31 protein-coding genes are annotated in these 24,371 nt (G+C 48.7%); 22 read left to right on the forward strand and 9 right to left on the reverse strand.

The features are described from left to right. Window positions 1-22: 22 nt before the first annotated feature. From ABEA14_RS02925 to ABEA14_RS02940, 4 genes are all read left to right on the forward strand, one after another. Window positions 23-604 (forward strand): hypothetical protein, encoded by a 582-nt coding sequence (locus ABEA14_RS02925; RefSeq protein WP_345338348.1) that lies wholly within the window; start codon window positions 23-25, stop codon window positions 602-604. 141 nt (window positions 605-745) lie between these two features. After that, the gene (locus ABEA14_RS02930) at window positions 746-1,936 is read left to right on the forward strand and encodes an HD-GYP domain-containing protein (RefSeq protein ID WP_345338349.1); all 1,191 of its coding nucleotides are present in this window, start codon (window positions 746-748) and stop codon (window positions 1,934-1,936) included. Beyond that, window positions 1,936-2,685 (forward strand): glycerophosphodiester phosphodiesterase family protein, encoded by a 750-nt coding sequence (locus ABEA14_RS02935; protein ID WP_345338350.1) that lies wholly within the window; start codon window positions 1,936-1,938, stop codon window positions 2,683-2,685. Before ABEA14_RS02930 ends, ABEA14_RS02935 begins: the two co-directional genes overlap by 1 nt. A gap of 312 nt (window positions 2,686-2,997) precedes the next feature. After that, window positions 2,998-4,173 (forward strand): glycerol-3-phosphate dehydrogenase/oxidase, encoded by a 1,176-nt coding sequence (locus tag ABEA14_RS02940; RefSeq protein WP_345338351.1) that lies wholly within the window; start codon window positions 2,998-3,000, stop codon window positions 4,171-4,173. On the opposite strand, the gene ABEA14_RS02945 is transcribed toward ABEA14_RS02940, so the two are convergent. Continuing rightward, a complete protein-coding gene (locus tag ABEA14_RS02945) occupies window positions 4,082-5,596 on the reverse strand; it encodes an FGGY family carbohydrate kinase (RefSeq protein WP_345338352.1) in 1,515 nt (504 codons plus the stop codon). The genes ABEA14_RS02940 and ABEA14_RS02945 overlap by 92 nt on opposite strands. 185 nt (window positions 5,597-5,781) lie before the next feature. On the opposite strand from ABEA14_RS02945, the gene yciA reads away from it, so the two are divergent. Genes yciA through ABEA14_RS02960 form a run of 3 tightly spaced genes read left to right on the forward strand, consistent with a single transcriptional unit; the run spans window position 5,782 to window position 7,998 of the window. Next, the gene (yciA, locus tag ABEA14_RS02950; RefSeq protein WP_345338353.1) at window positions 5,782-6,216 is read left to right on the forward strand and encodes an acyl-CoA thioester hydrolase YciA; all 435 of its coding nucleotides are present in this window, start codon (window positions 5,782-5,784) and stop codon (window positions 6,214-6,216) included. 52 nt (window positions 6,217-6,268) lie between these two features. Further along, on the forward strand, window positions 6,269-7,546 hold the full coding sequence (locus tag ABEA14_RS02955) for an N-acetylmuramidase domain-containing protein (RefSeq protein WP_345338354.1): 1,278 nt from the start codon (window positions 6,269-6,271) through the stop codon (window positions 7,544-7,546). 29 nt (window positions 7,547-7,575) lie between these two features. Further along, window positions 7,576-7,998: a 3TM-type holin gene (locus tag ABEA14_RS02960; RefSeq protein WP_345338355.1), complete on the forward strand. Its 423-nt coding sequence runs from the start codon at window positions 7,576-7,578 to the stop codon at window positions 7,996-7,998. Here the strand turns inward: ABEA14_RS02960 and ABEA14_RS02965 are convergent. Continuing rightward, a complete protein-coding gene (locus tag ABEA14_RS02965) occupies window positions 7,981-8,829 on the reverse strand; it encodes a BUD32 family EKC/KEOPS complex subunit (protein WP_345338356.1) in 849 nt (282 codons plus the stop codon). The genes ABEA14_RS02960 and ABEA14_RS02965 overlap by 18 nt on opposite strands. Window positions 8,830-8,962: 133 nt before the next feature. On the opposite strand from ABEA14_RS02965, the gene ABEA14_RS02970 reads away from it, so the two are divergent. The 6 genes from ABEA14_RS02970 (at window position 8,963) to ABEA14_RS02995 (ending at window position 12,655) form a co-directional block, all read left to right on the forward strand. Further along, window positions 8,963-10,000, forward strand: a complete 1,038-nt coding sequence (locus tag ABEA14_RS02970; RefSeq protein WP_345338357.1) for a DUF2157 domain-containing protein — start codon at window positions 8,963-8,965, stop codon at window positions 9,998-10,000. A gap of 135 nt (window positions 10,001-10,135) precedes the next feature. Continuing rightward, window positions 10,136-10,480 carry a DUF2956 domain-containing protein gene (locus ABEA14_RS02975; protein ID WP_345338358.1) on the forward strand — a complete coding sequence of 115 codons (345 nt, stop codon included), beginning with the start codon at window positions 10,136-10,138 and terminating at the stop codon, window positions 10,478-10,480. Further along, entirely contained in the window at window positions 10,477-10,848 is a 372-nt protein-coding gene (locus tag ABEA14_RS02980) for a hypothetical protein (protein ID WP_345338359.1), read from the forward strand. The genes ABEA14_RS02975 and ABEA14_RS02980 overlap by 4 nt, the downstream gene beginning before the upstream one ends. After that, on the forward strand, window positions 10,829-11,407 hold the full coding sequence (locus ABEA14_RS02985; protein ID WP_345338360.1) for a DUF1415 domain-containing protein: 579 nt from the start codon (window positions 10,829-10,831) through the stop codon (window positions 11,405-11,407). Before ABEA14_RS02980 ends, ABEA14_RS02985 begins: the two co-directional genes overlap by 20 nt. A 144-nt stretch (window positions 11,408-11,551) precedes the next feature. Then, window positions 11,552-11,812, forward strand: a complete 261-nt coding sequence (locus ABEA14_RS02990; protein WP_345338361.1) for a DUF5062 family protein — start codon at window positions 11,552-11,554, stop codon at window positions 11,810-11,812. Between the two features lie 39 nt (window positions 11,813-11,851). Continuing rightward, window positions 11,852-12,655: a DUF4037 domain-containing protein gene (locus ABEA14_RS02995; RefSeq protein WP_345338362.1), complete on the forward strand. Its 804-nt coding sequence runs from the start codon at window positions 11,852-11,854 to the stop codon at window positions 12,653-12,655. Window positions 12,656-12,662: 7 nt separating this feature from the next. On the opposite strand, the gene ABEA14_RS03000 is transcribed toward ABEA14_RS02995, so the two are convergent. Both ABEA14_RS03000 and blaOXA read right to left on the reverse strand, forming a co-directional pair. Next, window positions 12,663-13,007, reverse strand: a complete 345-nt coding sequence (locus ABEA14_RS03000) for a cupin domain-containing protein (RefSeq protein ID WP_345338363.1) — start codon at window positions 13,005-13,007, stop codon at window positions 12,663-12,665. After that, the gene (gene blaOXA, locus ABEA14_RS03005) at window positions 13,004-13,804 is read right to left on the reverse strand and encodes a class D beta-lactamase (RefSeq protein ID WP_345338364.1); all 801 of its coding nucleotides are present in this window, start codon (window positions 13,802-13,804) and stop codon (window positions 13,004-13,006) included. Before blaOXA ends, ABEA14_RS03000 begins: the two co-directional genes overlap by 4 nt. A 192-nt stretch (window positions 13,805-13,996) precedes the next feature. Here blaOXA and ABEA14_RS03010 point away from each other — a divergent pair, with 192 nt between their 5' ends. The 4 genes from ABEA14_RS03010 to ABEA14_RS03025 all read left to right on the forward strand — a co-directional run bounded on the left by ABEA14_RS03010 (window position 13,997) and on the right by ABEA14_RS03025 (window position 15,875). Next, window positions 13,997-14,428 carry a GFA family protein gene (locus ABEA14_RS03010; protein ID WP_345338365.1) on the forward strand — a complete coding sequence of 144 codons (432 nt, stop codon included), beginning with the start codon at window positions 13,997-13,999 and terminating at the stop codon, window positions 14,426-14,428. Between the two features lie 149 nt (window positions 14,429-14,577). Next, complete coding sequence (locus ABEA14_RS03015) at window positions 14,578-14,895, forward strand: CPCC family cysteine-rich protein (protein WP_345338366.1); 318 nt, start codon at window positions 14,578-14,580, stop codon at window positions 14,893-14,895. A gap of 126 nt (window positions 14,896-15,021) precedes the next feature. Further along, window positions 15,022-15,435 carry a DUF3192 domain-containing protein gene (locus ABEA14_RS03020; RefSeq protein ID WP_345338367.1) on the forward strand — a complete coding sequence of 138 codons (414 nt, stop codon included), beginning with the start codon at window positions 15,022-15,024 and terminating at the stop codon, window positions 15,433-15,435. 47 nt (window positions 15,436-15,482) lie between these two features. Beyond that, window positions 15,483-15,875 carry an MmcQ/YjbR family DNA-binding protein gene (locus ABEA14_RS03025; protein WP_345338368.1) on the forward strand — a complete coding sequence of 131 codons (393 nt, stop codon included), beginning with the start codon at window positions 15,483-15,485 and terminating at the stop codon, window positions 15,873-15,875. Window positions 15,876-16,282: 407 nt separating this feature from the next. On the opposite strand, the gene ABEA14_RS03030 is transcribed toward ABEA14_RS03025, so the two are convergent. After that, window positions 16,283-18,151: an EAL domain-containing protein gene (locus ABEA14_RS03030; RefSeq protein WP_345338369.1), complete on the reverse strand. Its 1,869-nt coding sequence runs from the start codon at window positions 18,149-18,151 to the stop codon at window positions 16,283-16,285. A 478-nt stretch (window positions 18,152-18,629) separates the two neighbouring features. Here ABEA14_RS03030 and ABEA14_RS03035 point away from each other — a divergent pair, with 478 nt between their 5' ends. Beyond that, window positions 18,630-19,913 (forward strand): glycerophosphodiester phosphodiesterase family protein, encoded by a 1,284-nt coding sequence (locus ABEA14_RS03035; RefSeq protein ID WP_345338370.1) that lies wholly within the window; start codon window positions 18,630-18,632, stop codon window positions 19,911-19,913. An 86-nt stretch (window positions 19,914-19,999) separates the two neighbouring features. Here the strand turns inward: ABEA14_RS03035 and ABEA14_RS03040 are convergent, their stop codons facing one another. From ABEA14_RS03040 to ABEA14_RS03050, 3 genes are all read right to left on the reverse strand, one after another. Then, a complete protein-coding gene (locus ABEA14_RS03040; RefSeq protein WP_345338371.1) occupies window positions 20,000-20,194 on the reverse strand; it encodes a DUF4250 domain-containing protein in 195 nt (64 codons plus the stop codon). Window positions 20,195-20,218: 24 nt separating this feature from the next. Beyond that, entirely contained in the window at window positions 20,219-20,428 is a 210-nt protein-coding gene (locus tag ABEA14_RS03045) for a DUF2061 domain-containing protein (RefSeq protein WP_345338372.1), read from the reverse strand. A gap of 132 nt (window positions 20,429-20,560) precedes the next feature. Continuing rightward, window positions 20,561-20,998, reverse strand: a complete 438-nt coding sequence (locus tag ABEA14_RS03050) for a DUF2141 domain-containing protein (RefSeq protein WP_345338373.1) — start codon at window positions 20,996-20,998, stop codon at window positions 20,561-20,563. Between the two features lie 284 nt (window positions 20,999-21,282). Between ABEA14_RS03050 and ABEA14_RS03055 the strand changes: the two genes are divergently transcribed. The 4 genes from ABEA14_RS03055 (at window position 21,283) to ABEA14_RS03070 (ending at window position 23,720) form a co-directional block, all read left to right on the forward strand. Beyond that, window positions 21,283-22,533 carry a DUF819 family protein gene (locus ABEA14_RS03055; RefSeq protein ID WP_345338374.1) on the forward strand — a complete coding sequence of 417 codons (1,251 nt, stop codon included), beginning with the start codon at window positions 21,283-21,285 and terminating at the stop codon, window positions 22,531-22,533. Between the two features lie 63 nt (window positions 22,534-22,596). Continuing rightward, window positions 22,597-22,983, forward strand: a complete 387-nt coding sequence (locus ABEA14_RS03060; RefSeq protein WP_345338375.1) for a hypothetical protein — start codon at window positions 22,597-22,599, stop codon at window positions 22,981-22,983. 10 nt (window positions 22,984-22,993) lie between these two features. Further along, the gene (locus ABEA14_RS03065) at window positions 22,994-23,383 is read left to right on the forward strand and encodes a hypothetical protein (protein WP_345338376.1); all 390 of its coding nucleotides are present in this window, start codon (window positions 22,994-22,996) and stop codon (window positions 23,381-23,383) included. Window position 23,384: 1 nt separating this feature from the next. After that, on the forward strand, window positions 23,385-23,720 hold the full coding sequence (locus ABEA14_RS03070; RefSeq protein ID WP_345338377.1) for a hypothetical protein: 336 nt from the start codon (window positions 23,385-23,387) through the stop codon (window positions 23,718-23,720). 5 nt (window positions 23,721-23,725) lie between these two features. On the opposite strand, the gene ABEA14_RS03075 is transcribed toward ABEA14_RS03070, so the two are convergent. Beyond that, window positions 23,726-24,313 (reverse strand): DJ-1 family glyoxalase III, encoded by a 588-nt coding sequence (locus ABEA14_RS03075; protein ID WP_345338378.1) that lies wholly within the window; start codon window positions 24,311-24,313, stop codon window positions 23,726-23,728. Between the last annotated feature and the right edge of the window lie 58 nt (window positions 24,314-24,371).

A 24,371-nucleotide genomic window follows, 5' to 3' on the forward strand; every position in this document is an offset into this window, starting at 1 on the left:
CCAAGTAAATCTAGATTAGCCGATGAAGTGCTCATCCTGCGGCGGAGACTTTCCCTCCAACCAAATCCAGGTGATTGAAACCAGCCGCTATTGCAAAACCTGTACAGAAAAGCTGTTTGCGCCTCGCAAGGCCTCTTTGGGGCGCAAGGTGTCTAAGTCGATTCAATCGAGCCGTAAGAAGTCAGCACAAACGCCCAGAGCTGGACGGGTGAGTTTTATTATCAATTCGTTTGTTGCCTGGATAGCTGCGCCGTTACTGCTCTCAAAAGTATTGCCCATGTATACAAACAAAGTTTCGCACGTAAATTTTGGATGGATCGCGGGTTATGAACTTACGCTAGATCGCCTGTTAATGGGCTTGATCGCTTTGATCATGAGTTGGTTTTTCACCGTGGCGCGCGTGAAAGATGTCGGATGGCCGATTCTTCTTTCTGCAATCTACTGCCTGCCGGGGCCGAATGCTGCGTTGTTCTTCTGGCCTGGAAACCGCAAGGAAAATGGTTATGGTGGGGTGCCCGCCGAACCATCTAAACTTAAGAAAGCTTTTGCTCTTTTTCTTATTTGCAGTTTAGTTGCATTCGTTATCGTAAAAATGCTGGGGTAATACGGCTCAAGCTTTTCCTTTCTGTTTCTCATATTTGCATTGTTCTTTTTCCGGCGCTTAATTTCTTGATCTCCCGCGCTGATCTTTTCCTGCCTTTGCAACTACGCTTATACCCATGTCGAACATTCGGGAATCTAACTGATGGGTGATAACTCATTGAAGCGTATCGGTATTGAAGAGCTTGAACTGGGTATGTTTGTGGTCAATGTGTTGGCTCAGAAAGGCGGCGTGTCGGTAAAAACTCAGGGGTTAGTAAGAACCCTGTCTTCTGTGGAAAACCTAAAGCGGGCAGGCGTAACCGAGCTGATGGTCGATTTGGCACGCAGTGAAATGGAAACGGATGAAGATCCGACTACCGAAGACACAACAACAGTAGAGTTCGACAATGTGCCGCTGGAAGAAGAAGCGGCGAGAGCGAGCAAACTTTATGAAAAAGCGAAGACCTATCAAAAAGACCTATTGAAAGAGATCGCTGAGGGAAAATCGGTTGATATCGAAAAAGCGGAAGAGATGGCTGATGGCCTGATTGATTCAGTTTTTCGTAATCAGAATGCACTGTCGTTTATGGTGCAGATGAAGGACAAGGATGAATACCTTTACCAGCATGCGGTCAATTGCGCGACGCTGATGACATTGTTTGCTCGTCATATGGACTTCGGCCGGGAGACCATTCAACACCTGGCTGTCGGCATGATGTTTCACGATGTCGGTAAAATTCACATTCCGCGTGAACTGATCGATAAGGCCGGAGAACTTACCGAAAAAGAGTTTGAAATTGCCAAACAGCATGTGGATTTTAGTTGGGAAATTGCCTCATCGATTCCCCATGTCGCTAGTGAAACTCTGGATGTAATTAAGCAGCACCATGAGCGCATGGATGGTTCAGGCTACCCAGATGGCTTAGCGGGAGAGGAGATCTCCATCTATGGTCGCATGGCGGCAATTGTAGATACCTTCAACGCGCTGACATCTGATCGACCATATAAGGACTCCGTAACAGCACTGACCGCTTTTAACATCATGAAGAACGGAACGCCTGGGGAGTATGACCAGGATTTGCTTAACCAGTTTATTCGCTGTGTAGGGGTTTATCCGGTCGGGACTCTGGTGAAGCTGAAAAGCGGTAAGTTAGGCCTGGTGATGCAGGGTAACTTCTCTAATCCACTCAAGCCAATGGTTACAGTGTTCTACAGTACCCGTCAGCGCCACCATATCGAGCCCAAACTGATTAATCTGGCCGATAAGCACTGTACTGAGGAGATTGAAAGCTCAGTCAGGCCACAGCAATTTGACCTCAACCTGATGAAGTTCTTTAAGCAGGTACTGCTTTAATGCTGGCGGATGAGCTTGCCATCATCGCCCATCGTGGTGAATGCAGTGAAGCGCCAGAGAATAGTTTGGCTAGCGTCAAAGAGGCGCTGGCTGGCGCTTGTACTGCCATCGAAATAGATGTGCAGCTAACCCAGGATGGTATTCCCGTGCTTTTTCATGACAGGGATTGTCAGCGCATGTTCCACCCTCCCATGTCAGGCGCTATTGCTGATTATCACTGGGAACAGTTACAAAATCTGGAATTGGAGGAGCATGAAAGACTGCCTGGTGTCAGGGCGCCTTTCACGCAATTGTCCGATGTTGTTACTCTGCTAATAAACCGGCCCGATGTCACTTTGTTTATCGAAGTTAAGCGGGCCGCTCTCGAGCGTTTTAGTTACGCTAAAGTGCATGAGCAAATATCTTTGGCTATTCGCCCGATCCAACTGCAGTGTGTATTGATTAGTTTCTCTTTGCCGTTCCTATCTTTTGCACGTAGCCATAATGGCCATCGTCTTGGTGTGGTATTGGGTGAGTGGGATTGGTTGGAGCGGCCTGAAATCGGGGCCATTTCTCCCGAATATATCTTTTGCAACCTGAAGCGTTTGCCAGAAGGGTTCCTGTTTAACACCGGCAGCCCCACTTGGGTGGTTTATGAGGTGGATACCCCGGAGTTGGCTGCCAGATTGTTTTCTCAGGGGCTGCGGCAATGTGAGAGTTTTTCTCCCAGGCAGCTCAAAGCTGCGATTGCAGGTAAAGGTGCTAATTAGGGTCTGTTGACCTTTACTGTTTGTTTTTGCAGCAATATGTTGGTGATTTAGGCGAGGCAGAGGCTGTGAAGTTGAGTGGCCCTCAATGAATAGTCGATAACGAAGCATAAATCACCAACAAATGCTGCCCCTTCTTTTGAAGGAAATGGGGTTCGTTGAAACACGTTCTGCGCTGCGTCGTTCACTACTTACTTAGAGCGCTAAGCTACGTAGCTCACTTCTTGCTCAAAACGTGTTTCATTCGAACAAAATCCATACACGAAAGGTCAACAGACCCTAGTTAAAGGCGAATATCAGTTGAAGGTGTAGCCTATGAGCAGCAACAGTTACGATCTCGCAATAATCGGTGCCGGTATCAATGGCGTCGGTATTGCTGAGTGTGCTGCCGCCGCAGGATACCGAGTGCTGGTAATAGAGCGTAAAGGTGTAGGCTCCGAAACGTCTTGTCGTTCCAGTAAGCTGATTCACGGTGGATTACGTTATCTTGAATCGGGTCAAATTGGTTTAGTAAAAAAAGCTCTTCGTGCCCGTCGTACGCTTCTCAAAATTGCGCCAGACCTGGTGCATCCTGTTCCTTTCGTTTTTCCCGTTTATCAGCATAGTAAGCGTGCACCCTGGATTTTGGGTACCGGGTTGGCTTTGTATGGCGTGTTGGCTGGGTTGGACCCACTCGCTAAGTTCCGCCGTGTTGCCGAAACAGAGTGGGATCAACTCGATGGCCTGATGTTTGATGATTTGGCGGCAGTGTTTCAATACTGGGATGCGCAGACTGACGATCAACTGCTGACCCGATCGGTGATGGAGAGTGCTCAACGGTGTGGTGCGGAGCTATTGTGTCCCGTGGCGGTTGAGAAGGTGACCTTTAAGCAAAATAGATATCAGATAACGATGGACAGTGGTGAGCAGCTAGAAACATCAGTAGTCGTTAACAGTGCGGGGCCCTGGGTAAACGAAGTGCTTGCCTGCGTGGTGCCAGAAGTGAAGCCTGTACCTATTCATTGGGTACAGGGCGCCCATATCGAGTTGACTGGCCCAGTTCCTAAACAGATCTACTATCTGGAGTCGCCAGGGGATGGTCGTGTTGTATTTGTTATGCCCTGGCAAGATCGCATTATGGTGGGAACGACCGAAACGCAATATGAACAGCTTCCCGAGCATATTGAAGCCACGCCCCAAGAAGTGGACTACCTTCTGAACGTTTATCGTCACTATTTTCCGCTGCACAAAGTGAGTTTAGTAAGTAGTTGGGCAGGATTAAGAGTCCTGCCTGCCATGAATGACAACCCATTCAGCAGGCCTCGGGATACCTGGTTGCAGTCCTCCCCAAATCACCCAAACATGCTCAATGTTTACGGCGGTAAACTCACCACCTATAGAGATACAGCCATCCGAGCCGTTAAATGGTGCCGTAGCCGTTTAGGCCTACGCCCTGAAGTGGCTGACTATCAAACACTGAAGCTTGTTCCGCCGGAAGACGCAATTTCATAGCCTGTTGCCAGGCTTTAAATCTATTCTGCAACGAGGGCATCTCGGAGGGGATAAATCGGGTGAAGGCATCATTGGTGCGCCACTGTTCCGGGCAGCCCGCTAACCACCAAGCACACCCCAGGGCTGACCCTTCATTTTCCTGTTGTCTGACGACCTCTATTCCCGACAGATTCGCGATGGCCTGGCAAAGGTAGTTAACTCGGCTCAGGCCGCCATTAATATCTATGCGGGCCACTTTGGGGCCTACGCCATCTAATCGTTGGACAATCATCTGGATAAGAAAGGCGATGCTTTCGGTGACGGCCGTCAGTTCATTTACTGGATCAGGTTGCAAAGGCTTATCATCGACAGCAACAAACTCGGAGGTAAAGTCTGGTTGCCAAAATGGCGCGCCTAGCCCTCCTACACCGTTGATAAATAATGGGATATCAGGCGATGTTCCGTCTATCTGCTGTAACGTGCTGGCGGGGTTAGATTTCCCATTTTGATGTTTGCTCATCACCTGTTGCAGGGCGCTGGCAGCACCGTTCACCGTCCCTTCCAGCGCTGAAATTGAGTGCTCTGCAACATGTATCAAGCTTCTCAGCAACTTATTGTCATCAGCGTCGGTGAGGCGAGATACAAAAGCGCCAGTGCCGAGGTTTATTGTGATGGTATCTTGCGCGGGTAGCCCTCTGCTGAATAGCGCGCCAGCCTGATCTCCACTGACGTAACTGAGTGGTAATTCAGGTTTGAGGCAGCCAGCAAGCTTAATCGATCCAAAATCACCCTGGTTACTGGTCAGCTCGGGTAGCCATTTGCGGTCGATTTTAAAGGCATCACATAACAGGGAGCTCCATTGCGCGGTTTGTCGCTGCATTAGCAGGGTGCGCGAGCCATTAATAGGATCACAAAGGTAACGGTCACTGTCGGTAAGTTGATTTACCAAATAACTGACGATAGGGGTAAAAACTAACTGGTCTGAGCTTGCCGCAGCCTTTACTTGAGTATGATGTTTAAGGCACCAACGCATTTTTGCGACGCCGTAATGAGGGCTCAAGCGCAAGCCCGTCTCTTCTCGTATCTGTTGAGTGCTCAAACCTGAGTTACGGATCAGTGCGCCTCCGCGCCTGTCCTGCCAACTGTATAGCGGGGTGAGCGGTTTGCCAGAACTGCGATGGGTGGCGAGCAAGCTTGCACGCTGGGTGACCAAACCGGCGGATTTTAGCTGCTGCTGTTGCACCACTGACAGGGCTTGGGTTGCACGTCTGGCGCACTGTTTAATATGTTGAGCAATACTTGAAGGGTCTTGCTCTGTTTCGCCTTTGTCGCCGTAATGGGTGGCGATAGCATGCTGCGCTCTGGCTAGCACCTGACCCTGTTGATCGATAATGAGCGCTCGGACGCTCTGACCTCCCTGGTCGAGAATAAGAAATAGCGGCATTTTTAGATAACTGTTTTTTATTTTAACCAAACAAGCGTAGCGCTTGTTTCAGGGTTTGTGAGGGAGGGAAATGGGCTGTTTACTACATAAGCTCATTAGTGTGTACTTACTTGGTGCGTCAGGTCTGGCTTGCAGCGCGATTTGTTTTTTGAAATTTTTTACAACTTTTTTTGTGGAGTCTTGTTATGAGTGAGCATTGTCCTGTTCCACATGGTGATTTGATATTGCGTACGTTAGCGATGCCAGCAGATACCAACGTAAATGGCGATATTTTTGGTGGCTGGATAATGTCGCAAATGGATATTGCTGGTGGGATCCTGGCAAAAGAGATCGCCCGCTGCCGAACTGTCACAGTTGCAGTGAATTCGATTAAGTTTATTCAGCCGGTAAAAGTAGGGGATATCGTCGGCTGTTACGGTTCTATCGTGAAGATCGGTAATACATCGTTGACTCTCAATCTGGAAGTTTGGATTGAGCCGATACTTCGTGATACCGGAGAAAAGTGTGCGCATATCAAAGTAACGGAAGCCGATTTTACTTATGTCGCCATCGACAATGACGGTAAAAAGAAACTTATCGACAAAACTAACCTGGAAGGTCGGGCAACTTTCGCTAATTGATTAAAAAATAGACTAAACTCAAGCCAATCACGCCAGACACAGGGAGTAAGTGATGATTGGCATCGTCAATACCGCCCGTTTAAACGTTAGAGACAGGCCCAGCTCGCAAGGCCGTAAGCTCGGCATCGTCAAGCAAAACGCCGTGTTGCCCGTGTTGGGAAAACGCGACGGCTGGATCGAAATCACCTATCAACAGCACCCCGGTTTTGTTTCCGGGGAGTACCTCAACCTTATTGAATCTGTGCCCAAGCAAACCGGGCAAGTCACCGCTAGTCGTTTAAATATTCGCTCTCGGCCAGAAGCGCAGGCTCCCGTACTTGGTACCTTGGTAAGGGACGCCGTGATCGAAATTGAGGGAGTACACGGCGACTGGTTGGAGATAGTGTTTAACCAGCAGGCGGGTTATGTCGCTTCTGCCTATATTGAACAGCGGTTGGCTTCGCCAGACACAAAGGCGCGAGTTAATACTAGTGCGTTGAATGTTCGTGCCAACCCCAATGGTAGCGCCAGCTTGCTTGGCCAGTTGCCTCAAGGCCAGATCGTGTCCGTTACTGCCCAACTCAATGGTTGGAGTGAAATTCTATTCGGTCAGGGACGAGGTTACGTTGCCAGCAAGTATCTGTCCCCGATTGCGGATGACAACGCGACTTCTGAACCTAGTGCGGCAATTGTCAGGGCTGATGACAAAACCAAGTTAGCGGTTCGTGCTGCATGGCAAAGTTTTGGCCCGTCGCTGAATGAGTTAGCAACCGAAAATAGCCTGGATGTTGCCACTGTGGTGGCGGTTATCTGTGTTGAGAGTGGTGGTCGAGGGTTTGAGCCCAGCAACCAGGACCGGATGATCATCCGCTTCGAGAACCACAAGTTCTGGAAGTATTGGGGCAAAACCAATGCCGATATCTTTCATGCGCATTTTCAATATGCATCGGGTCAGGTTTGGAAAGGACATAAATGGCGGCCGTCCCGTCACGATGATTGGCGAGGCTTTCACGGTAATCAGGCAAAAGAGTGGCAGGTGTTGGATTTTGCCCGCAGCCTGGACGACAGCGCAGCCCTGATGTCTATCAGCATGGGGGCGCCACAGATTATGGGCTTTAATTTCGCCTCTATGGCCTATCCCTCAGTACAAGCCATGTTCGAGGCGTTTAATACCGATATGAATGCCCAGATCGATGGCATGTTCAGTTTTATGTCGGCCGCGATGCTGGATAGCCTCAGAAGACTCGATTTTGAGCGATTTGCGGGCTACTACAACGGTAGTGGTCAGAAGGCCTTTTATGGCGGAGCCATCCGCCGTCACTACCAAGCTTTTAAGCAGTTAAATCTATAAATCGAACTTTTAATTTTGGGAGTGTGAAAATGAGCATCTTGAGTTTTATCAGCAGTATCTTTGAACCTGCCGTCAAACTGGTGGATGAGCTTCACACCAGTGATGAAGAAAAACTGGCGTTGCGAAAGCAGATCCGTCAGGCCGAAAACGAGTTTTTAAGCAAAGTATTGGATTATGAGACTCAGTTGCTTAATAACCAGGCTGACATAGTTAAAGCCGAAGCGACGGGCCAAAGCTGGTTGCAGCGTAATTGGCGGCCTATCACCATGCTGACATTCTTGGTGCTGGTGGTATTAGATAGCTTTGATCTGTTGGCTTTTAGATTAAGCGAAGAAGCTTGGGTGCTACTGCAGATTGGCTTGGGCGGTTATGTGGCGGGACGATCTGCTGAGAAAATCACCCAGCAGGTGGTCGCTAATCGTAACCGTAAGGATTCAGAAGCCAAAGGGTAGTGCACAGCGATTTAAGCTTTGTTGCACGGGAGAGCGGGTAAGCTGTGCTAACGAGTCGAGTGCGCGACTTAGCCGCTGTCGTCGAGGCTTTTTGCTGGTGCATGCCATAAGATTGGCAGGCCAGACTAGCAAGCGGATGAGCCAGCGCGCACAGCATTCCGTGGCATGCCAGGCTTGTCTTCGGGTGTGTTTTCGCCAAGCACTGAAGGCCGCATGGACATGCTCGCGACGGATATCATCTATGCGGTAACACTCGTTAAGCAGAATGATGGCGTCTCGCGCCATCAGCTGTGGCGAGGCTCGAGGAGGGCTCTCCTCAAAATCCATAAAGGTCACCTTGCCCCAGTTATCGACCGCGATATCCCGCAGTGCTGGCCGCCCATGGACAACCCCTGCTCGATGAAGCTTGGCCAGTGCTTTAAAAATGTCGCGTAGCAGGGCGCGTTTATTGTCGCTTTGTTGCAGTGCTTGTTTTGCGTTTATGCCTGCGTCTCGGGTGACAAAACCGGTCGCATTAAAGCTAGTGATTTTGATAACAGGTAGGTTCTGCATCGATAACGATAGTAATTGTCGTACTTCCTGCTGCAGACGCTGTTCTGGCGCCATCCAGGCATGGCTATTGGCCCAACTCAAAAGTCTTGGTTTGGACAACCACCTCAACAGGTGATGTATCCAACGGCTTTTCTCTTCGCCTGCGTGTTTTAACCAAAACTTTCTCCCATCCACCTCAAATTGACACACAAAGCTATCCGGTAGAGCCGTATTTGCCAGGCGCTGCCTGTAATCCTTGAACCAGGGCAAGTTTTTGATTTGATTGGTGTGATACTTCATTAGATTGAAAAAGCGTTGAGCATAAACATCTGGATACTGCGGTAAGACTCGTGAACTAGCGTCTGGTTCATAAGATCCGCATTGGCTTTGATCCAGATCGATTGAGTTAGGAGTTGATGGGCAGGGGGCTCAGATGAAGTTGACCAAGCAGGTTTTGCAACAGGCGGCGGATAAAGGGGTGATCGACAACAGCCAGGTCGATCCTTTGTGGTCTTTTCTCTCTGCGCAGGCAGATCTGACCCCCAGCTTTAAGATGACCCACCTGTTCTATTATCTCGGCGGTCTTCTTGCCATCGGCTCCATGACCCTGTTTATGACACTTGGGTGGGAGGCGTTTGGTGGCTGGGGTATCTTTTTTATCAGTTTGGTATATATGGCTGCCGGGTTAGCCATGCTGCATGGGCTTTCGAAGCGCCAATATCTTTTGCCTGCTGGAATATGTGGGACCTTTGTTGTGGCGGTGACACCTCTGGCGCTCTATGGATTGCAACAGGCCATAGGATTTTGGCCCGATGATACTGTCTACAGGGACTATCACAGGTTAATTAGTTGGCATTGGTTCTATCTTGAGATGGGAACGTTGGCAGTGGGGGCAGTTATACTCTGGCGTTATCGTTACCCGTTTATGGTCATGCCGATCGCGGTAACGGCCTGGTATCTGTCGATGGACCTGGCTGAGATGTTGATGCAGCGCAGCACGGATTGGGAGTTTCGAGCCTTTGTCTCTATCTGGAGTGGCATCGCCATGGTGCTGATTGCGTTTTGGATCGATTGTCGCCGTGATTTGACCCAACCCAAAGATTTCTCATTCTGGCTCTATCTGTTTGGTGTTATCGCATTCTGGGGGGGCCTCACCAGCCAGCATAGTGACAGTGAACTGAGTAAGTTTCTCTATTGTATGACCAATCTGGGTCTGATCTTTACCGGCGTTTTGATTTTTCGACGCGTGTTTGTTGTGTTTGGCGCTCTTGGCGTGAGTTTCTATATCGGCCACCTTGCCTACGATACGTTTAAAGACAGTTGGCTTTTCCCTATGGCGTTAACTGTTTTGGGCGCGCTGGTGGCTTACCTTGGAATACTATGGCAAAAGCATGAGTTGGCGATAACTAACGCTGCACGGCGCATTTTTCCAGAGTCCTGGTTAAAACGACTGCCACAGCATCAGCTTTAGTTAGGGTCTGTTGACCTTTCGTGTATGGATTTTGTTCTACACCGAAGTTTTTGCATATCGGGATTTACTGTTGGCTGAGAGTAGTTACAGTAGCGGACAGTTTTCATTTCAACCGAGTCTTTAAATCCGTTTTTTATGGCGAAGTACAAGAAAAGCGCACCCTCACCTGAAACAGTGAATGAAGCTGAGTCTATAGCCAAAGCAACCCAGCGTCCGGGCCAGACTAAGGAGCAGACCAAACTTATTGCTCAGGGGATCCAAAAAGGGATCGAGCAATACAAAAAGCAGCATAAGGCTAAACAGCGGGAACGAGACAAACAACAGAAACGCCAAAAAAGAGCTGCTGAGACTGCGAGCTCAGAGGTTGATGAAGTCACCGTATCTAACGGCTCTGCCACCTCTAAGTTACCCTGGCTACTGCTGATCGCTTCCTGGCTGGGATTTGCCGCCTACCTATTGTTCGTTGGAAATCTATCATGAAGAAGAGCACCCGCGCTTTATTTGTTTCAGCCTTTGTGATGCCTGGCCTGGCCCAAGTCCAGATGGGGCACAAGATACGCGGTCTTATTTTTATGTTTGCCACCGCGGGCTTGCTGATCTCTATTTGTATCAATGCGGTGACAATCGCTTTGGAAAAATTGATGCCTATTGCCAGCCGAGGCGTGATGCCTGACCCGGTGTTTATCTACAAGACAGTGCAGGAATCTCTGTATAGTTCTGGTTCACCATGGGTGACCTGGGCACTTTGGGGGCTGTTAGGTTTTTGGCTGATATCTATTGTTGATGCGGCAATACTGGGCCATAAGCTGGATAAGGCAATGAGTGAGAGTGAAAGTGTTACCTCCTGAATCTGGTCAATCGGCAATTGAAGAGGTGCGAAAAGCCACTGAGAGCTGGCTGAAGCAAGTCGTTATTGGTCTCAACCTATGTCCGTTTGCTGCGGCTCCTACACGGCGGGGAGCTGTGCACATTGCTGTTTCTCAGGCAAAGACCGAAGCAGAAATCACAGATGCGCTGTTAGATGAGATGATCAGGCTGGATGAGACCGACCCCTCTGAGCTGGAAACCACACTATTGGTGCTTCCAAATGGCTTGGCAGAGTTTGATGCTTACAATCAATATCTAGATATCGCTGAAGCTTTGTTAACCCAATTTGACCGTGACGGCATCTACCAGATCGCCAGCTTTCATCCGGACTACTGCTTTGCTGGCACCGAGCCGGAGGATGCCGAAAACCTGACCAACCGCAGCCCCTATCCTATACTGCACCTGATCCGAGAGGAGCAGATGGAAAAGGTATTACGCTACTACCCCGATCCCGAGGGGATCCCTGAGCGAAATATCGAAACAGTGTCTTCGCTGTCTGATGAACAAAAACGGAAGCTGTTTGGTTATTTGTTTCGTTAAATTCTCGAACTGTGATCCCGCCCGTCCTGTTTTTTTGACCTGAACACGCCACATCTCTTCAGCTGTTCGCTATGCTGATTAGCCAATTGACTATGGCTATCTGCATGGCCTTAACGACAGGCCAAGGCGTGCAAGGGAACAGCGATGAAAAAACTAAAAAATGAACAACAGCTCCTCAAGCTGGCGTTAAAAGTTGGCGAAAACTACGCTGTGAATCGCGGTTATGCGGAGTTCTCTCCGACCGCTCATGCCAAAGAGAAAGTGGAATGCATTTATCGTCTGCTTGTAGCTGATGGCCTTATACAACCCTTGCCTGAAGATAAGGAAGATGCCCAGTCGTTGCGTCATCGTCTGGCTGTTTGGGTGATGAACAAACTACCCGCCGATCACGCCTTGCTTCAGTAGCCTCATTTATTAACCTCTTTTATTTTGGAACGGAACTCTATGACCTATTCCGACTGTTTTAACGCCCTGATTGCCGACCTTTCTGAACTGCCGCAAATTGATGCGATCCTGCTGGCTGGGTCTCGTGGTGCTGACCGTGCCGATCCCAGCTCAGACTACGATGTTTACGTTTATCTCAATGCTGCCGTGGACGTTGAAACGCGCAAAACCATCACCGACCGTCACTGCAAATATATGGAGCTGAACAACCAGTTCTGGGAAACCGAAGATGACGGCGTGCTCAATGATGGTGTCGAAGTTGAGTTGATTTACCGCGGGTTAGACTGGATTGAGGGCGAGTTGTCTCGTGTCGTTGAGCAGTGTCAGGCAGGAGTGGGTTACACCACATGTTTCTGGGCAAACCTGTTGGACTCAAAAATCCTGTTTGATCGCGATGGCAAAGCCGAAGAGCTACAAAAGCGCTTTACCGTGCCATATCCTGCAGCGCTTAAGCAGGCTATTGTCAGCAAATGTTTTCCACTAATGAAGGCCCAGATCCCAGCGTATTACCATCAATTGGAAAAAGCGCTGAAACGCGGCGATAAAGTGAGCGTGAATCATCGCACTGCAGAGATGTTTGCGGCGTATTTTGACATGCTGTTTGCTGTAAATGAGATCCCCCATCCGGGCGAAAAGCGCATGGTGGCTCTCGCTGGACAAGGCAACCATCTGCCTGAACAGTGGGAGCACGATATTGACCTGTTGTTGAGCCAGGCTGGCTCCATGGATATGGGATTACTCGATACGCTAGGCAATCTGACTGAGCGCTTGGCTGAGGTGCTTAGAGCGCAGAACCTGATCTAAAAGATATTCACTCGTCCAAATGCTCCACTCGGTCGCCATGACTGGGTGGCGTAGAAACCACCAGAAAATTGAGTGGTTCCGTACCAAGGTTGCTGAGTTGATGCGGCGTATTGGCAGGTACATGCTTTCCCTGCTGCGCCTGTAACTCAAATAGTGTGCTGGACACCTCCAGTGTTGCCGTCCCGCTGAGTACAAAAAAGAACTGCTCTGCTTGGCGATGGTAATGGCGGGTTTCAGCCTTGCCGGGTGGAACCAGCTCCTGGATCACGCTCAGTCGCTCAGTTTTGGCCAGGTGCCAACCATCACATTGATCTCCCCATTGATAGTGCTGTGCGTTCTCTTTTGAAATCATGGGCTGCTCTTTGTGATTGAGTTGGGAGAAATAATGCTTTTCAAGGCTAGTGCTTCCATCACTATCTGTTTGCGATAAGGCGCCATCTTTCGCTCTGGCATATCGATGTTCATGGCAAACAGCCAAGTCTGGTTTTGGTTTTCAACGTAACCTACATACCAGCCGTGAGGGTGCTCTATGTTTGCTGCCCACCCGGTTTTTCCATAAACGCGATAATCTTTGCCTTCTGTCACCAGCAACAAGCGTTTGACTGCCTGTATGTGAGTTTTGGAGTAGGGCAGTGTCTCGTTGTAGAAGCTGCGTAGAAAGGTGATTTGTTCGTTTGCTGAGATTGCCAGATCGCCTGTCAGCCAGAAGGTGGTTAACTCAGGCTTCGGCGTTTGGTTGCCGTAGTCGAGTTGCTTCAGGTGGGCCTGGTACTTAGTCATACCGATCCGTGTTGCCAGCTCTTGATAACACCAAACGCATGAAACTGGTAGCGCTGATGCCATGGTATGGTTCTGATTCCAGGGAGCCCAGCCCTTATCCTTGCCATCCCACTTAAGCACTTCGTCGGTGCCTGTGACTGCGCCTTCATCCAATGCAATCAAGCTATTGGGGATCTTAAACGTGGAGGCGGGAAGCAAACGTTGAATGGCCCGCTCCAGATTGTGAGTATGGGTTTGGTCACCATCAAGAGATTGAAGCACCAGCGTACCCGTCACTGCTTTTGAAACAAATAGTTGAGCTAACTCAGCGTCCTCTGCGGTTGCGTTGGTTGCTAACAGATAGCCGAATATAAATAGTAGATAGCGCATGTTTGGCGTGGTTCTCTGTGTTTTTTTAGTAACCAGAGTAAACAGTTGGAGATGAATAGGCGAGATGAATAAGGAAGTTTGTAAAAGGAGACAACATTAGGACTATTCAGTGGCCAATATTTCGTCTAACTTAGAAGCATCTCAAACAGTGACACCACATGGGCTGCATTAGGTGGCCAGCGGAGAGCTAACATGTATGGTCAATGTCTTTGTGGCGCTATCGCTTTTGAAGTAAAGCCTCCCACTAAGTGGAGCGCCCACTGTCACTGTCACCTCTGCCGTCAGGCGCATGGCGCGGCCTTCGTTACCTGGTTTGGCGTCGAATCTCAGCAAGTAAAACTGATGCATGATGACAATATGCTGCATTGGTACGCCTCTTCTGATGCTGGCGAGCGAGGTTTTTGCCGCAACTGTGGCAGCACAATTTTCTTCCGTTCTGAGCGTTGGCCTGGAGAGTTGCATATCGTGTTGGCCAATATGTGTGATCCTATCGACCGGGAAGTGAGCGCCCATGTTTATTTCGATCGCCATGTTTCCTGGATCCGTAACTTCGATAAGTTGAACCAACTTGGCGGAGAGAATGGCACCACGCCCTTGAAATCCATAGACCCGGATCTCAACTAGTTGAAACCCCAGTAAAAGGAGGAGATGAGTCGTTAATTTCAGTGCTCGTAGCTAACTGCACGCACTGTTTAGCATCTATTGGGCTTTTCTCGAATGACCCGCCCATACAGATAGCATCTAACAACACTGTCATATTAAGGAGGCGTAACATGACCGATAAAACCCATGAGGCAACTTGCCAACCGCTCCTATACCAATGTCCCTGTTGTGATCACTTCACCCTTGAGCAGCGTGGCCGCTATGAGATATGTCCTGTTTGCTTCTGGGAAGATGAGCCCCTGCTGGATGATGATGAGGGCTCTGCTGCCAATCACGGCGTATCGCTGACCGATGCCCGAATAAACTTTCTTACCCTGGGAGCCAGTTATCCAGAGATGAAAAAACATGTGATTCCGGAAAACAAACGCCTGCAATATGACCATAAACAGCGACCCGTGATTGTGCCTAAGGCCCGTCTTGCCAGTTAGCCAGCTCGGTTCTATTGAGAGGGCGCTTCGGCGCCCTTTTTAGTTTGAAACACTTTTACTGGCTATTTGCCGATGCAATTGCTGGCGGATTATGTAAGCCTAGGCAATAAATAGGGAGGAGTTACATTGCATAGCGAAGATAAACCCGTGAGCGCGGATAACAAAAAGCTGGGAAAGATAGTCATTATTGGCCTGCTGGTTTACGGTTTGGGTGTTTACACTTGGAATCAGGTGATGAGTAGTTACCCAGAAAACATGGAGTGGGAAGACCGTCAGGAGTTTAACCGCAGCTATATAAACAGCCTCAGTCTGGACAAACCGATCCGTCAGTCAACCATTATTGAAGCGCTGGGCTCGCCTGATATTGCAGAAGCCATCAAGTTTGAAGACTACACCTACCAAGTAGTTTTTTATCGCACCCAACGAGTGACATCTGACGACAAAACTACTAAAGATGAGTGTACGCCGCTGTTATTCAAAGACGGTGAGCTGGTGGCGTTTGGCGAAGGTGCTTACGAACGCTTTACCGAGGCTTTGTAAGAGGCTTATGTGATTCCATTGACCAGGCAAACTTCTCCGAGATTGTTATGCTGAAACTTGATCAACCGGATTGGTTAAGAGCGTTTCTTCTATCCTTGCCTGACTCAGAGGAAAGCTACCCGTTTGGTGCAGATGTCGCGGTATTCAAGGTAAGAAACAAGATGTTTGCGTTGTTTGGCACCGAAAGTATTGAGCTTGAAAATGGCGGCTCAATCGCCAGAGCCCGTTTGAATATAAAGTGTGACCCTGATGAAGCCGCTGCGCTGCGAGATATCTATAAGGCCGTAATCCCGGGTTACCACATGAACAAAAAACACTGGAATACAGTGATATGTGATGGCTCCATCTCCAAGGGCGAGATAGAGCGGATGATTGAAAACTCATTTCGTCTGGTTGTTGCGACTCTGCCTAAAAAGCAGCAGGTTGGTGTGTTGATTTGATGAGAGAGCATGGGGGACTTCCGCATTGAGTTGGACGGCAATATGGTTCATGTCTATCCGGCGGGGGGCTTTAACGAATTAGGGGTAAACGCGCTACACAAAGAGGTTTTAAGGCTAGCTCCCACCGACTGAAGTTGGGTGTTAATTGAACATCCCAGTACGATTGCGGCGATAACCCCTGAAGCGTTAGATGCTTTATGTCAGAACTATGTTCGTTTGAGTGAGAGTGGTTGTGTTGCTGTCAGGTTGGAGGTGAGCGGCATTTGGGAGCATGTGATTAAAAACGCCGTCAAGCACACAGTGCCCATACCGGTTTACTTCAGTAATTCCTCTGATTCGCTCGAGCACGCTGTGTGCACCCACCTATGACTAGTCTAGGCAATGCTGTTCTACCCCGAAGTGTTTTCTCACTCCGCTTTTTCCATGGGCAGAGGCTGGCTGTAGCCGTAGTAGTGTTCAAACTCGGCGGGCTTGCCGAAAAAGTAACCCTGAATGATGAGTTGGGTATGGCGATGAGTTGAATGGTGTGCCTGACATTGCGCCATTAATTCGACCAGGCACTCAACTTGCTCCTGAGTCTCGACTCCTTCACAAACCAGATCCATACCGTGGGTCATCGCCATCAGGATAATTGATTCACAGGTGCCCCGAGCTCGTCTGGAGTTAGTGATATCGTTAATCAGTGAGCGGTCGATTTTTAGTTTATTAAAAGCAACTTGGTTGAGAATGTTCAGGGATGTGTAGCCAGTGCCATAGTCGTCCAGCGAGACACCCAATCCTTTGCGTTTTAGGGTTTCAACGGCATAGCTTAAGTAATCGATAGCCTGTGCTTCCAAACGCTCTGTCAGCTCCAGTTCAATATGTGTCAGTGGTACCTGATGCTTCTCTACCATCTGCTCGAGAAAACGCTCATAGTTATGTCGAGTGAAGAAATAGTGCGACACATTGATAGCTACTTTAATGGTCGCTCGTTCATGGGTGGGCAATTTTGCCAGGTGGCCAAGGATTTGATCGATGGCATAACAATCCAGTGTTTGGGATAGGTTTGGTGAAGCTTCCACGTAGTCCAAAAAGAAATTGGGTGTCAGCAATCCTCTGCTTTTGTGTTGCCAGCGTATCAGGGCTTCATAACTTTCAATATGTCCATCGGCGTCGCATAGTGGCTGGAAGTAAAAGATGAACTCTTTATTGTTTATCGCTTCACGGATCCTCAAACCCATCAGCGTACTGGTAAGTGCTCGCGTCACAACTTTTCGCATAGTGAACAGGAACAGTAAGGTGGCTACGGAAACTGCCGCAACGACCCAGAACATGACAACCAGCCAACTTTGGCGGTTTTCTGATATCTGTTCAGCAAGTCGCTCCCGGGTCCAAATATAATCGGAAAGTTCGATCTCTGTGTTTGGCATAAGCCCGCTTTTCTTGAGCACATCAACCATCAACTGCCAGCGACGCATGCTTTGATTACCAATGTCTATGTAGCCGGGGGCCACCGACTCGGCCATTAACGCCAGCTCATGTTGACTCTGCTCATGAGAGAAGTGTTCAAGAATGGTGGGATAGCGTTTGTAGATGGTTTTCAGTGTCTCTTCCGGGTTGTCTATCGCGTAACGCCAACCCTGATTTATAGCTGTCACCATTTTTAGTGCGCGCTGTGGGTGTGCCGTTGCTTCCTCGCGGGAGGTCACCAGAATGTCGCTATAAGAACCAACTTCTCTTTCGCTATTGCCAACACGTTCTGTGCCGACGATCGTTGGATCATGTACTTTGGCATCTGGGTATCGCTGTTTGAAAAAATACTCTTCGTTACTGCGGTAACCAAGCACGCCGGCGATTTCGTCGTAGGCCAATAACCGCTGGAATTCTTCATTGTCTTTAAACAGGACGTGCTCACTTTTGTCCAAACCCATACTATCGAACATCTGTCTGGCCAATGTTTCATCGACGAAGGAAGCAAGTGCAATGGGCTTGCCATTAAGTGCTTCGAGAGAGGGGACGTCCGGATGGTAGGTTAGTGACCAAAGAGAGCGTTGGGCATAAGCCGCGATAACGACAAAATCCAAGCCGTTGTCGATCTCGGTAAATACCACAGTGTCATGGATGTAGTAATCAGCCATAGCAGCGGCCATGGCGTCGTTTACATTCACCGACGGATCATAATCCAGAATGGTGACATTCAGGTCTTGGGCGGCGAAGAAACCTTTCTCCTTGGCCATATAGATCCCAGCAAACTGCGCTTTGTGTAGCCACTTGGGATAGATACTGACCTGTTCCATTGCCATTGCGTGACAATGAAATAGCGCCAAGAAAACCACAATCCAATAGAGGGGATTGAGGCGTTTAGGCCAAAACGAGTTGGACCCCTTGGCTTGTGAGAAATCCAAGTGGTGCCTCGTTGAACGTGTCTTACTCTGGTGGTTTACAAAGAACACGTTTTAAACGGTCTACATGGGGTGCCATACATTCCTCCATTCTTATGTTATCGCTTTCAATTATCAATTCTTATCAACAGATTGCATTAAATTAGTGAGCTTGGTCTTACTATTAGATCAACCAATAATCGGTATTTTAAAGATATCTTTATTATTGATTTTGCTAATATTTTGGTTAACCAGTTCGACATCATCCTGTCATTGTTATGAAGCATATATGCCACCGCTCTGCCATTTGTCTGTCATTCCTGCTCGTTAGCTTTCTTCAAGTCTCTGCAGTGTGGTTTCTCTGCAACTAACAAAAAGATGAGAAGGAGGAGTTATGCGGTTTATCAAGTGGGCATCTATTGCAACGGTGGGTGTAGCAGTCAATCTTCTTAGTTTATGGGCATGTGCGATTACGCAAGAGCCTAAGTTGACGTCACCAAATGGCACATTTGAACGCTTGGTTCAGAAAGTGCACTTAGGACCTCGTCCATTTTATTTGGTTGATGATATGGATGAGGGGTGGTTGAAGAACAAACTGAAGAAGTGCAGTCGGGGTCCGTACCGCAAGTCTTCGTTTTCCATTGGCCATCGCGGTGCACCCATGCAGTTTCCAGAGCATACCAAAGAGAGTTACATCGCAGCGGCACGCATGGGCGCAGGCATTCTGGAGTGCGATGTAACCTTTACTAAGGACCGTGAGCTGGTTTGTCGTCATGCCCAGTGTGACCTGCACACAACGACCAATATCCTGGCAACGGAACTGGCGCATAAATGTGCTGTTCCACCCCTGTTTGATGCTGAAGGCAAGCTTACCAACGGTGCTGAGATCCGCTGCTGTGCCAGCGACATTACGTTGGCTGAATTTAAAACCCTTCATGGCAAAATGGATGCGGCTAATCCGGCGGCAACCTCGATTGAAGAGTATATGAGTGCCACAGCAAGTTGGCGCACTGATCTCTACTCCGGTCGCGGCACCTTGATGACACATGCAGAGAGCATTGCACTGTTCGATGAGTTGGGCGTGGATTTTACTCCTGAGCTGAAATCTCCTCAGGTGGTTATGCCATTCGAAGGAGAGTACACCCAGCAGCAATATGCCAGCCAGATGATTCAGGAGTATCTGACTGCGGGTGTTGACCCTAAGCGAGTATGGCCACAGTCGTTTAACTATGAAGATGTGATCTATTGGATTAACCAGCATTCCGACTTTGCGGAACAAGCTGTATACCTTGACGGCGTTTATGACACCAGCGTTACCCAGGCACAGATGCAGCAATGGGTAGATGATGGTGTGCGGGTACTAGCGCCCCCAATGTGGATGTTGCTTGATGTGGATGCGGAAGGAAAGGTCGTTCCCTCTCAATATGCGCTTAATGCTAAGGCTGTGGGGCTAAAACTGATTACCTGGACGCTGGAGCGCTCAGGTTTATTGAAGGATAACGGCGGATGGTATTACCAATCTATTAATGGTGGTGATGGCGGCGAAGACGTGATCAGCAAGGATGGCGACATGATGGAGGTGCTGCATGTGCTTGCAAATGACGTGGGTGTGATTGGGGTATTCTCTGATTGGCCAGCGACAACAACCTTCTATGCCAATTGTATGGGTATTAAGTAGTTGATGAGTCGCCTGCATTTTGTGGGCGATCTTTCGAAGCGTAGTACTTGGCTTAAGCAGAATTGTAACTTCAAATAACAGTTGCACTACCCTGCGCGAAATTGGTTTTGCTTCGCGTCATAATGATAGCCAATAGTTGCTAGCTTCTGCACCAAAACCTCTTGATCAACGACCAGCGCAGCGCAAAGCCTGTTTAGTGACCCAAAGTCATTCCTTAGCTTCATATTGACCAGGCTGTAAAGGAGGTTTGGGTCCATGGCCTCAATCTGTTTTAACTCCATGATTTTGTTTCCTCCAACTTTTATCTAGTGAGAGGGGGCGGCGTTAGCTTCTATCGAAGGTTTGGCTGATTTGATACGCAACCAAACCTTTTCGTGGAAGTAATAAGCGACAGTGTTCACCGCTGGTTCAACCAAGGCAACAGCCCCACCAATCACAATGTCGCCAGTTAACAGGTATGCCACAGCAAAGGCGACGCTGAAGTGCATGATGGCAAATGAGATAGTTTTAATCATAATTTATTTCTCTTTTTAATTTATGCAAATGATAATCATTATCACTTGGTGTGTCCAGTTGTTTATATCTATTTCTGTGAAAGGCTGAAGCTATTAAAAAACCGAACGGCGGAAGAGTAGGTCTTAGAATGACTAGTCAAGTACTAACTCAATGTTGCTAAGATTGTCCGTGAGCTCAAACTGAGTGTCTTCAAATTTAGGTGCTCCCCAGCTTGCATCTGCCGGTTTATAGATAGCCCATGGTTCTTTGGGGCCGAACATGCCCACATCCAGTTCACCATTGCCATTTCTATCCTGAAAGGCTTTGATCGCATATGAACCTTTTACAATGCCCTCAAAGCTGAATGCTATTGTCCCTGAGTTTGCATGTGATTCTGTTGGGTTGAGAATGATTGAGTAATGAGACTTGCTTGGGGTGTTGAAGTGGATTTTGTCGACGAGCGCCAGGTAGATTGTTCCCTCATCTTTGAAAAAGATCTCTCCGGAAATGGATAGCGTTTGCTCTGCCCATAGGCCGTGAGGTATGCACAAGAGAGCTATCGCGCTCATATAGCGAAGTCCGGAGGTCATGTTTGGTCCTGCATCTCTTCTTTACCAAAACAAGCTTATGCGTGGATATCGGTGTTATCCAAGCTTTACTGCAAAATTTCATGCTACTGCAGCAGGTTAGCTTGCTTTTTACTGGGAGCAGACCAGCAAATAGTGTGGTTCTTGCGGCAAAGGTTTTCTAGAAGATTTTTATGTGGGATGCAGATGTGGCAAGCTTGGCGCCAAATTCCAGAGACCATGCCAAATTTAGGGGTAATTTGCTCCTGCTTGGCGTGATATAAACACTAATAAAAGTAGATCTTTCCATGCTTGCAGAAACCGCATTGATAACCAATGACGCCACGGTTCTAGGGATCCTGGCTGTCATGCTTGGTGGTATTTTTTATACCGCTTACTCACCCCACCCGTTTTGGCGTAAATTCTATAAGTATGTACCAGCTATTTTGCTTTGTTACTTCCTGCCTTCATTTTTGAATACCTTCGGTATCGTTGATGGCCATGGCTCAAAGCTCTATTTTGTTGCATCCCGCTACCTGCTTCCGGCTTGTCTGGTGTTGCTTATTCTGAGTGTGGACTTAAAGGCAATAGCAAGATTAGGCAACAAAGCCGTCATACTCTTTTTAACTGGAACCGTAGGTATCGTATTGGGCGGCCCTATTGCCATCTTGTTGGTGTCGCTAGTCGCACCAGAGGTATTAGGGGGAAGTGGTCCCGACGCTGTTTGGCGCGGTATGACGACCATAGCGGGTAGCTGGATTGGTGGCGGTGCTAACCAAGCGGCAATGAAGGAAGTGTATGAAGTAGGTGGTCATATTTTCTCTGTTATGGCGACAGTTGATGTGGTTATGGCGAACATCTGGATGGCGATATTGTTGTTGATGGCAGGCAATGCCAAACAGATTGACGCCAAAACCGGGGCCGATACTTCTGCGATTGAAGAGCTCAAAGATAAGGTGGAAAGGTTCCATGCTGAGCATGGACGGATCCCACACCTTAGAGACCTGATGGTGATGTTGGCCATTGGCTTTGGTATCACTGGGATTGGTCACGCTCTGGCGGATGTTCTGGCACCATGGTTTGCCGAAAATGTTAGCTTTGCGAATCGTTTAAGCCTGAACAAACACTTCTTCTGGTTGATTATTATTGCCACTACGCTAGGGCTGGTTCTGTCGTTTACCAGAGCGCGAAGGCTCGAAGCGGTTGGGGCTTCAAAAGTTGGCTCCGCGATGCTCTATATTCTGATCGCAACCATCGGCTTGCACATGGATATTTCTGCCATTGTTGATACGCCTATCTATTTCTTAATAGGTGCATTCTGGATGCTGATACACGCATCACTGATGTTGCTGGTGGCCAAGTTGATCAAAGCTCCTCTGTTTTATATGGCGGTAGGTAGCCAGGCAAACGTGGGCGGCGCAGCATCTGCCCCTGTTGTTGCCTCAGCATTTCACCCTGCATTGGCACCTGTCGGCGTGCTACTGGCGGTATTTGGCTACGTGCTCGGTACATACGGCGCTTGGATTTGTGGATTTCTGCTGCAAATCGTTGCTCTATAATTGGGTTGATCAGAAAGGGGCTGCAACAGCCCCGCGAGCAATTGACTGTGCTGGAGATTCTGTTTGAAAGCCCATGGCGAGATAACGATTGAATGGCGCGGTGCCAGGTTGGTTGTGAAGGCCTTCGGTGCATTTAACCCTGAAGGAGTTATCGTTGCGGGTACAATAATAAATGAAGAGATTAATAGCGCGCCTTTTGCGCGCTTTACCCGGTTTGAGCAGCTAAGCGATGAAACCATGAGTTCGGCTGATGGTTTTGCGCATGTGAAGCAGAATTATTTGAACAGCTTTAAGTGTGGTTGTGCCGCAATTGCGGTTGTTTCAGAGCGACACAGTGGTATGTTGAGCCATATGTTTGCTGAGCTTTGTATGCGGGACGATTTCCAGGTTTTCTCCTCTGTTACAAGTGCTGAGCAATGGTTGTCAGAGTTTGAGGAAAGCGAGTCCTAAGATGTCCAGCATGAATACCACCCCAGCCAATAGGCAGTTAACCATGACTCACTATCTTCGTTTGGCACTACTGGTCGCGTTGTTGATTGCGGGTGTGATTTGGCTGTTGTTGGATCTGCGCCCCAGAGTTGAAGTCGTCAATGAAGGGGAGAAGGCTCTCACCAGGATTAACTTCTCATTGCCAGATAGTAAGCTTTCCTTCGATAGTGTCGAAGCTAACTCGCAGCAGCGCATATTTCATATGCCCTCAAAGGCTAAAGGTGCAGCTAGGTTTCACCTGGTATTTTCTGATGGTGAGGAACGATACGGGCGTTGTGGCACATTGAAAGAGGGGGAATGGGCGACGGTCACCAGACTCAAGGTCGATGCGCTAGGTTCCGTTGCCTGTGAGGTGTTATAGAATGCGTGCTGCCGGAATATGGACATTGATCGTTGTTGCGGTGTGGTCTGGCAATGTGGCCGCCGAAGCTGGTTGGCTACCCGCAGCTCAGATTAAAAGCTTGACTGTCTCTCATCACGGACGATACATGGTTGAGTTGGACTCAAGTAAGACGCTGAAGGGATGTAGTCAGCCAAATATGTACTTTATTGATTTTGATGCGTTAGGTGCGGAACAGTCCTATCAAATGTTGCTGGAAGCAAGTATAGCTAAACGACCCGTCCAGCTATACATTACGGGGCGTTGTGCCCTTAAAGGGATATCAGAAGTCTCTTCTGTTAGGCTCCCGGCACCTTAAAAGACTTAGCTGAGTTGTTCGTATCTGCCCGCAACGTTGATGCACATAGGCCCAGCAACCTCTTCTGCTTTTGATTTCCCCAATAACACTTCGATAATTGCCAGGCTGAATGCCAGAGCTGTGCCCGGGCCTTGGCTGGTAAGGGTTTTGTTGCCATGGTCAATGACCACAGCCTCCGCCGTTCTTTTTTTTGTCTCGGGGAGTATACGCTGAAAGGCTGGATGGCAGGTTGCGGGGCCTGAGAGCCAGTTGTGATAGGTGAGTATCACGGCAGGAGAGGCGCAAATAGCCGCTAACCAGCGCTGATTGGTTAAGTGAGGAAGGATTATCGCTTTTAAAGGCTGACAGTCTCTTAAATGTTCTGCCCCCGGCATACCACCAGGCAGTGCTATCAAATCGAATTGTCTTTCGATGAGATCGGTTATCTGCTCATCAGCAACCAGCCGCACACCTCTGGAACAAGTAATCTCTTTGCTGCCTTCGGCACAGCTGGCTACTGTCACCTCAATGTCTGCGCGGCGCAGGGTATCAATAATGGTGACCGCTTCAATCTCTTCTGTTCCATTTGCTATTGGCACGAGTGCTGTAGCCATTTTGCGCTTCCTTTTTGAGTGTCAGGTCCTTGTTTCTGGAGAGTGTAGCGATTCTCTC

This window comes from Corallincola platygyrae (genome assembly GCF_039544265.1).
In the GTDB taxonomy this organism is placed as follows: Bacteria; Pseudomonadota; Gammaproteobacteria; order Enterobacterales; family Neiellaceae; genus Corallincola; species Corallincola platygyrae.

Excerpts from the sequence above, each read along its gene's own strand:
- ABEA14_RS02925 (WP_345338348.1), top strand. The coding sequence starts at position 23 with ATGAAGTGCTCATCCTGCGGCGGAGACTTTCCCTCCAACCAAATCCAG.
- ABEA14_RS02930 (WP_345338349.1), top strand. The coding sequence starts at position 746 with ATGGGTGATAACTCATTGAAGCGTATCGGTATTGAAGAGCTTGAACTG.
- ABEA14_RS02935 (WP_345338350.1), top strand. The coding sequence starts at position 1,936 with ATGCTGGCGGATGAGCTTGCCATCATCGCCCATCGTGGTGAATGCAGT.
- ABEA14_RS02940 (WP_345338351.1), top strand. The coding sequence starts at position 2,998 with ATGAGCAGCAACAGTTACGATCTCGCAATAATCGGTGCCGGTATCAAT.
- ABEA14_RS02945 (WP_345338352.1), bottom strand. The coding sequence starts at position 5,596 with ATGCCGCTATTTCTTATTCTCGACCAGGGAGGTCAGAGCGTCCGAGCG.
- yciA (WP_345338353.1), top strand. The coding sequence starts at position 5,782 with ATGAGTGAGCATTGTCCTGTTCCACATGGTGATTTGATATTGCGTACG.
- ABEA14_RS02955 (WP_345338354.1), top strand. The coding sequence starts at position 6,269 with ATGATTGGCATCGTCAATACCGCCCGTTTAAACGTTAGAGACAGGCCC.
- ABEA14_RS02960 (WP_345338355.1), top strand. The coding sequence starts at position 7,576 with ATGAGCATCTTGAGTTTTATCAGCAGTATCTTTGAACCTGCCGTCAAA.
- ABEA14_RS02965 (WP_345338356.1), bottom strand. The coding sequence starts at position 8,829 with ATGAAGTATCACACCAATCAAATCAAAAACTTGCCCTGGTTCAAGGAT.
- ABEA14_RS02970 (WP_345338357.1), top strand. The coding sequence starts at position 8,963 with ATGAAGTTGACCAAGCAGGTTTTGCAACAGGCGGCGGATAAAGGGGTG.
- ABEA14_RS02975 (WP_345338358.1), top strand. The coding sequence starts at position 10,136 with ATGGCGAAGTACAAGAAAAGCGCACCCTCACCTGAAACAGTGAATGAA.
- ABEA14_RS02980 (WP_345338359.1), top strand. The coding sequence starts at position 10,477 with ATGAAGAAGAGCACCCGCGCTTTATTTGTTTCAGCCTTTGTGATGCCT.
- ABEA14_RS02990 (WP_345338361.1), top strand. The coding sequence starts at position 11,552 with ATGAAAAAACTAAAAAATGAACAACAGCTCCTCAAGCTGGCGTTAAAA.
- ABEA14_RS02995 (WP_345338362.1), top strand. The coding sequence starts at position 11,852 with ATGACCTATTCCGACTGTTTTAACGCCCTGATTGCCGACCTTTCTGAA.
- ABEA14_RS03000 (WP_345338363.1), bottom strand. The coding sequence starts at position 13,007 with ATGATTTCAAAAGAGAACGCACAGCACTATCAATGGGGAGATCAATGT.
- blaOXA (WP_345338364.1), bottom strand. The coding sequence starts at position 13,804 with ATGCGCTATCTACTATTTATATTCGGCTATCTGTTAGCAACCAACGCA.
- ABEA14_RS03010 (WP_345338365.1), top strand. The coding sequence starts at position 13,997 with ATGTATGGTCAATGTCTTTGTGGCGCTATCGCTTTTGAAGTAAAGCCT.
- ABEA14_RS03015 (WP_345338366.1), top strand. The coding sequence starts at position 14,578 with ATGACCGATAAAACCCATGAGGCAACTTGCCAACCGCTCCTATACCAA.
- ABEA14_RS03025 (WP_345338368.1), top strand. The coding sequence starts at position 15,483 with ATGCTGAAACTTGATCAACCGGATTGGTTAAGAGCGTTTCTTCTATCC.
- ABEA14_RS03030 (WP_345338369.1), bottom strand. The coding sequence starts at position 18,151 with ATGGAACAGGTCAGTATCTATCCCAAGTGGCTACACAAAGCGCAGTTT.
- ABEA14_RS03035 (WP_345338370.1), top strand. The coding sequence starts at position 18,630 with ATGCGGTTTATCAAGTGGGCATCTATTGCAACGGTGGGTGTAGCAGTC.
- ABEA14_RS03040 (WP_345338371.1), bottom strand. The coding sequence starts at position 20,194 with ATGGAGTTAAAACAGATTGAGGCCATGGACCCAAACCTCCTTTACAGC.
- ABEA14_RS03045 (WP_345338372.1), bottom strand. The coding sequence starts at position 20,428 with ATGATTAAAACTATCTCATTTGCCATCATGCACTTCAGCGTCGCCTTT.
- ABEA14_RS03050 (WP_345338373.1), bottom strand. The coding sequence starts at position 20,998 with ATGACCTCCGGACTTCGCTATATGAGCGCGATAGCTCTCTTGTGCATA.
- ABEA14_RS03055 (WP_345338374.1), top strand. The coding sequence starts at position 21,283 with ATGCTTGCAGAAACCGCATTGATAACCAATGACGCCACGGTTCTAGGG.
- ABEA14_RS03065 (WP_345338376.1), top strand. The coding sequence starts at position 22,994 with ATGAATACCACCCCAGCCAATAGGCAGTTAACCATGACTCACTATCTT.
- ABEA14_RS03070 (WP_345338377.1), top strand. The coding sequence starts at position 23,385 with ATGCGTGCTGCCGGAATATGGACATTGATCGTTGTTGCGGTGTGGTCT.
- ABEA14_RS03075 (WP_345338378.1), bottom strand. The coding sequence starts at position 24,313 with ATGGCTACAGCACTCGTGCCAATAGCAAATGGAACAGAAGAGATTGAA.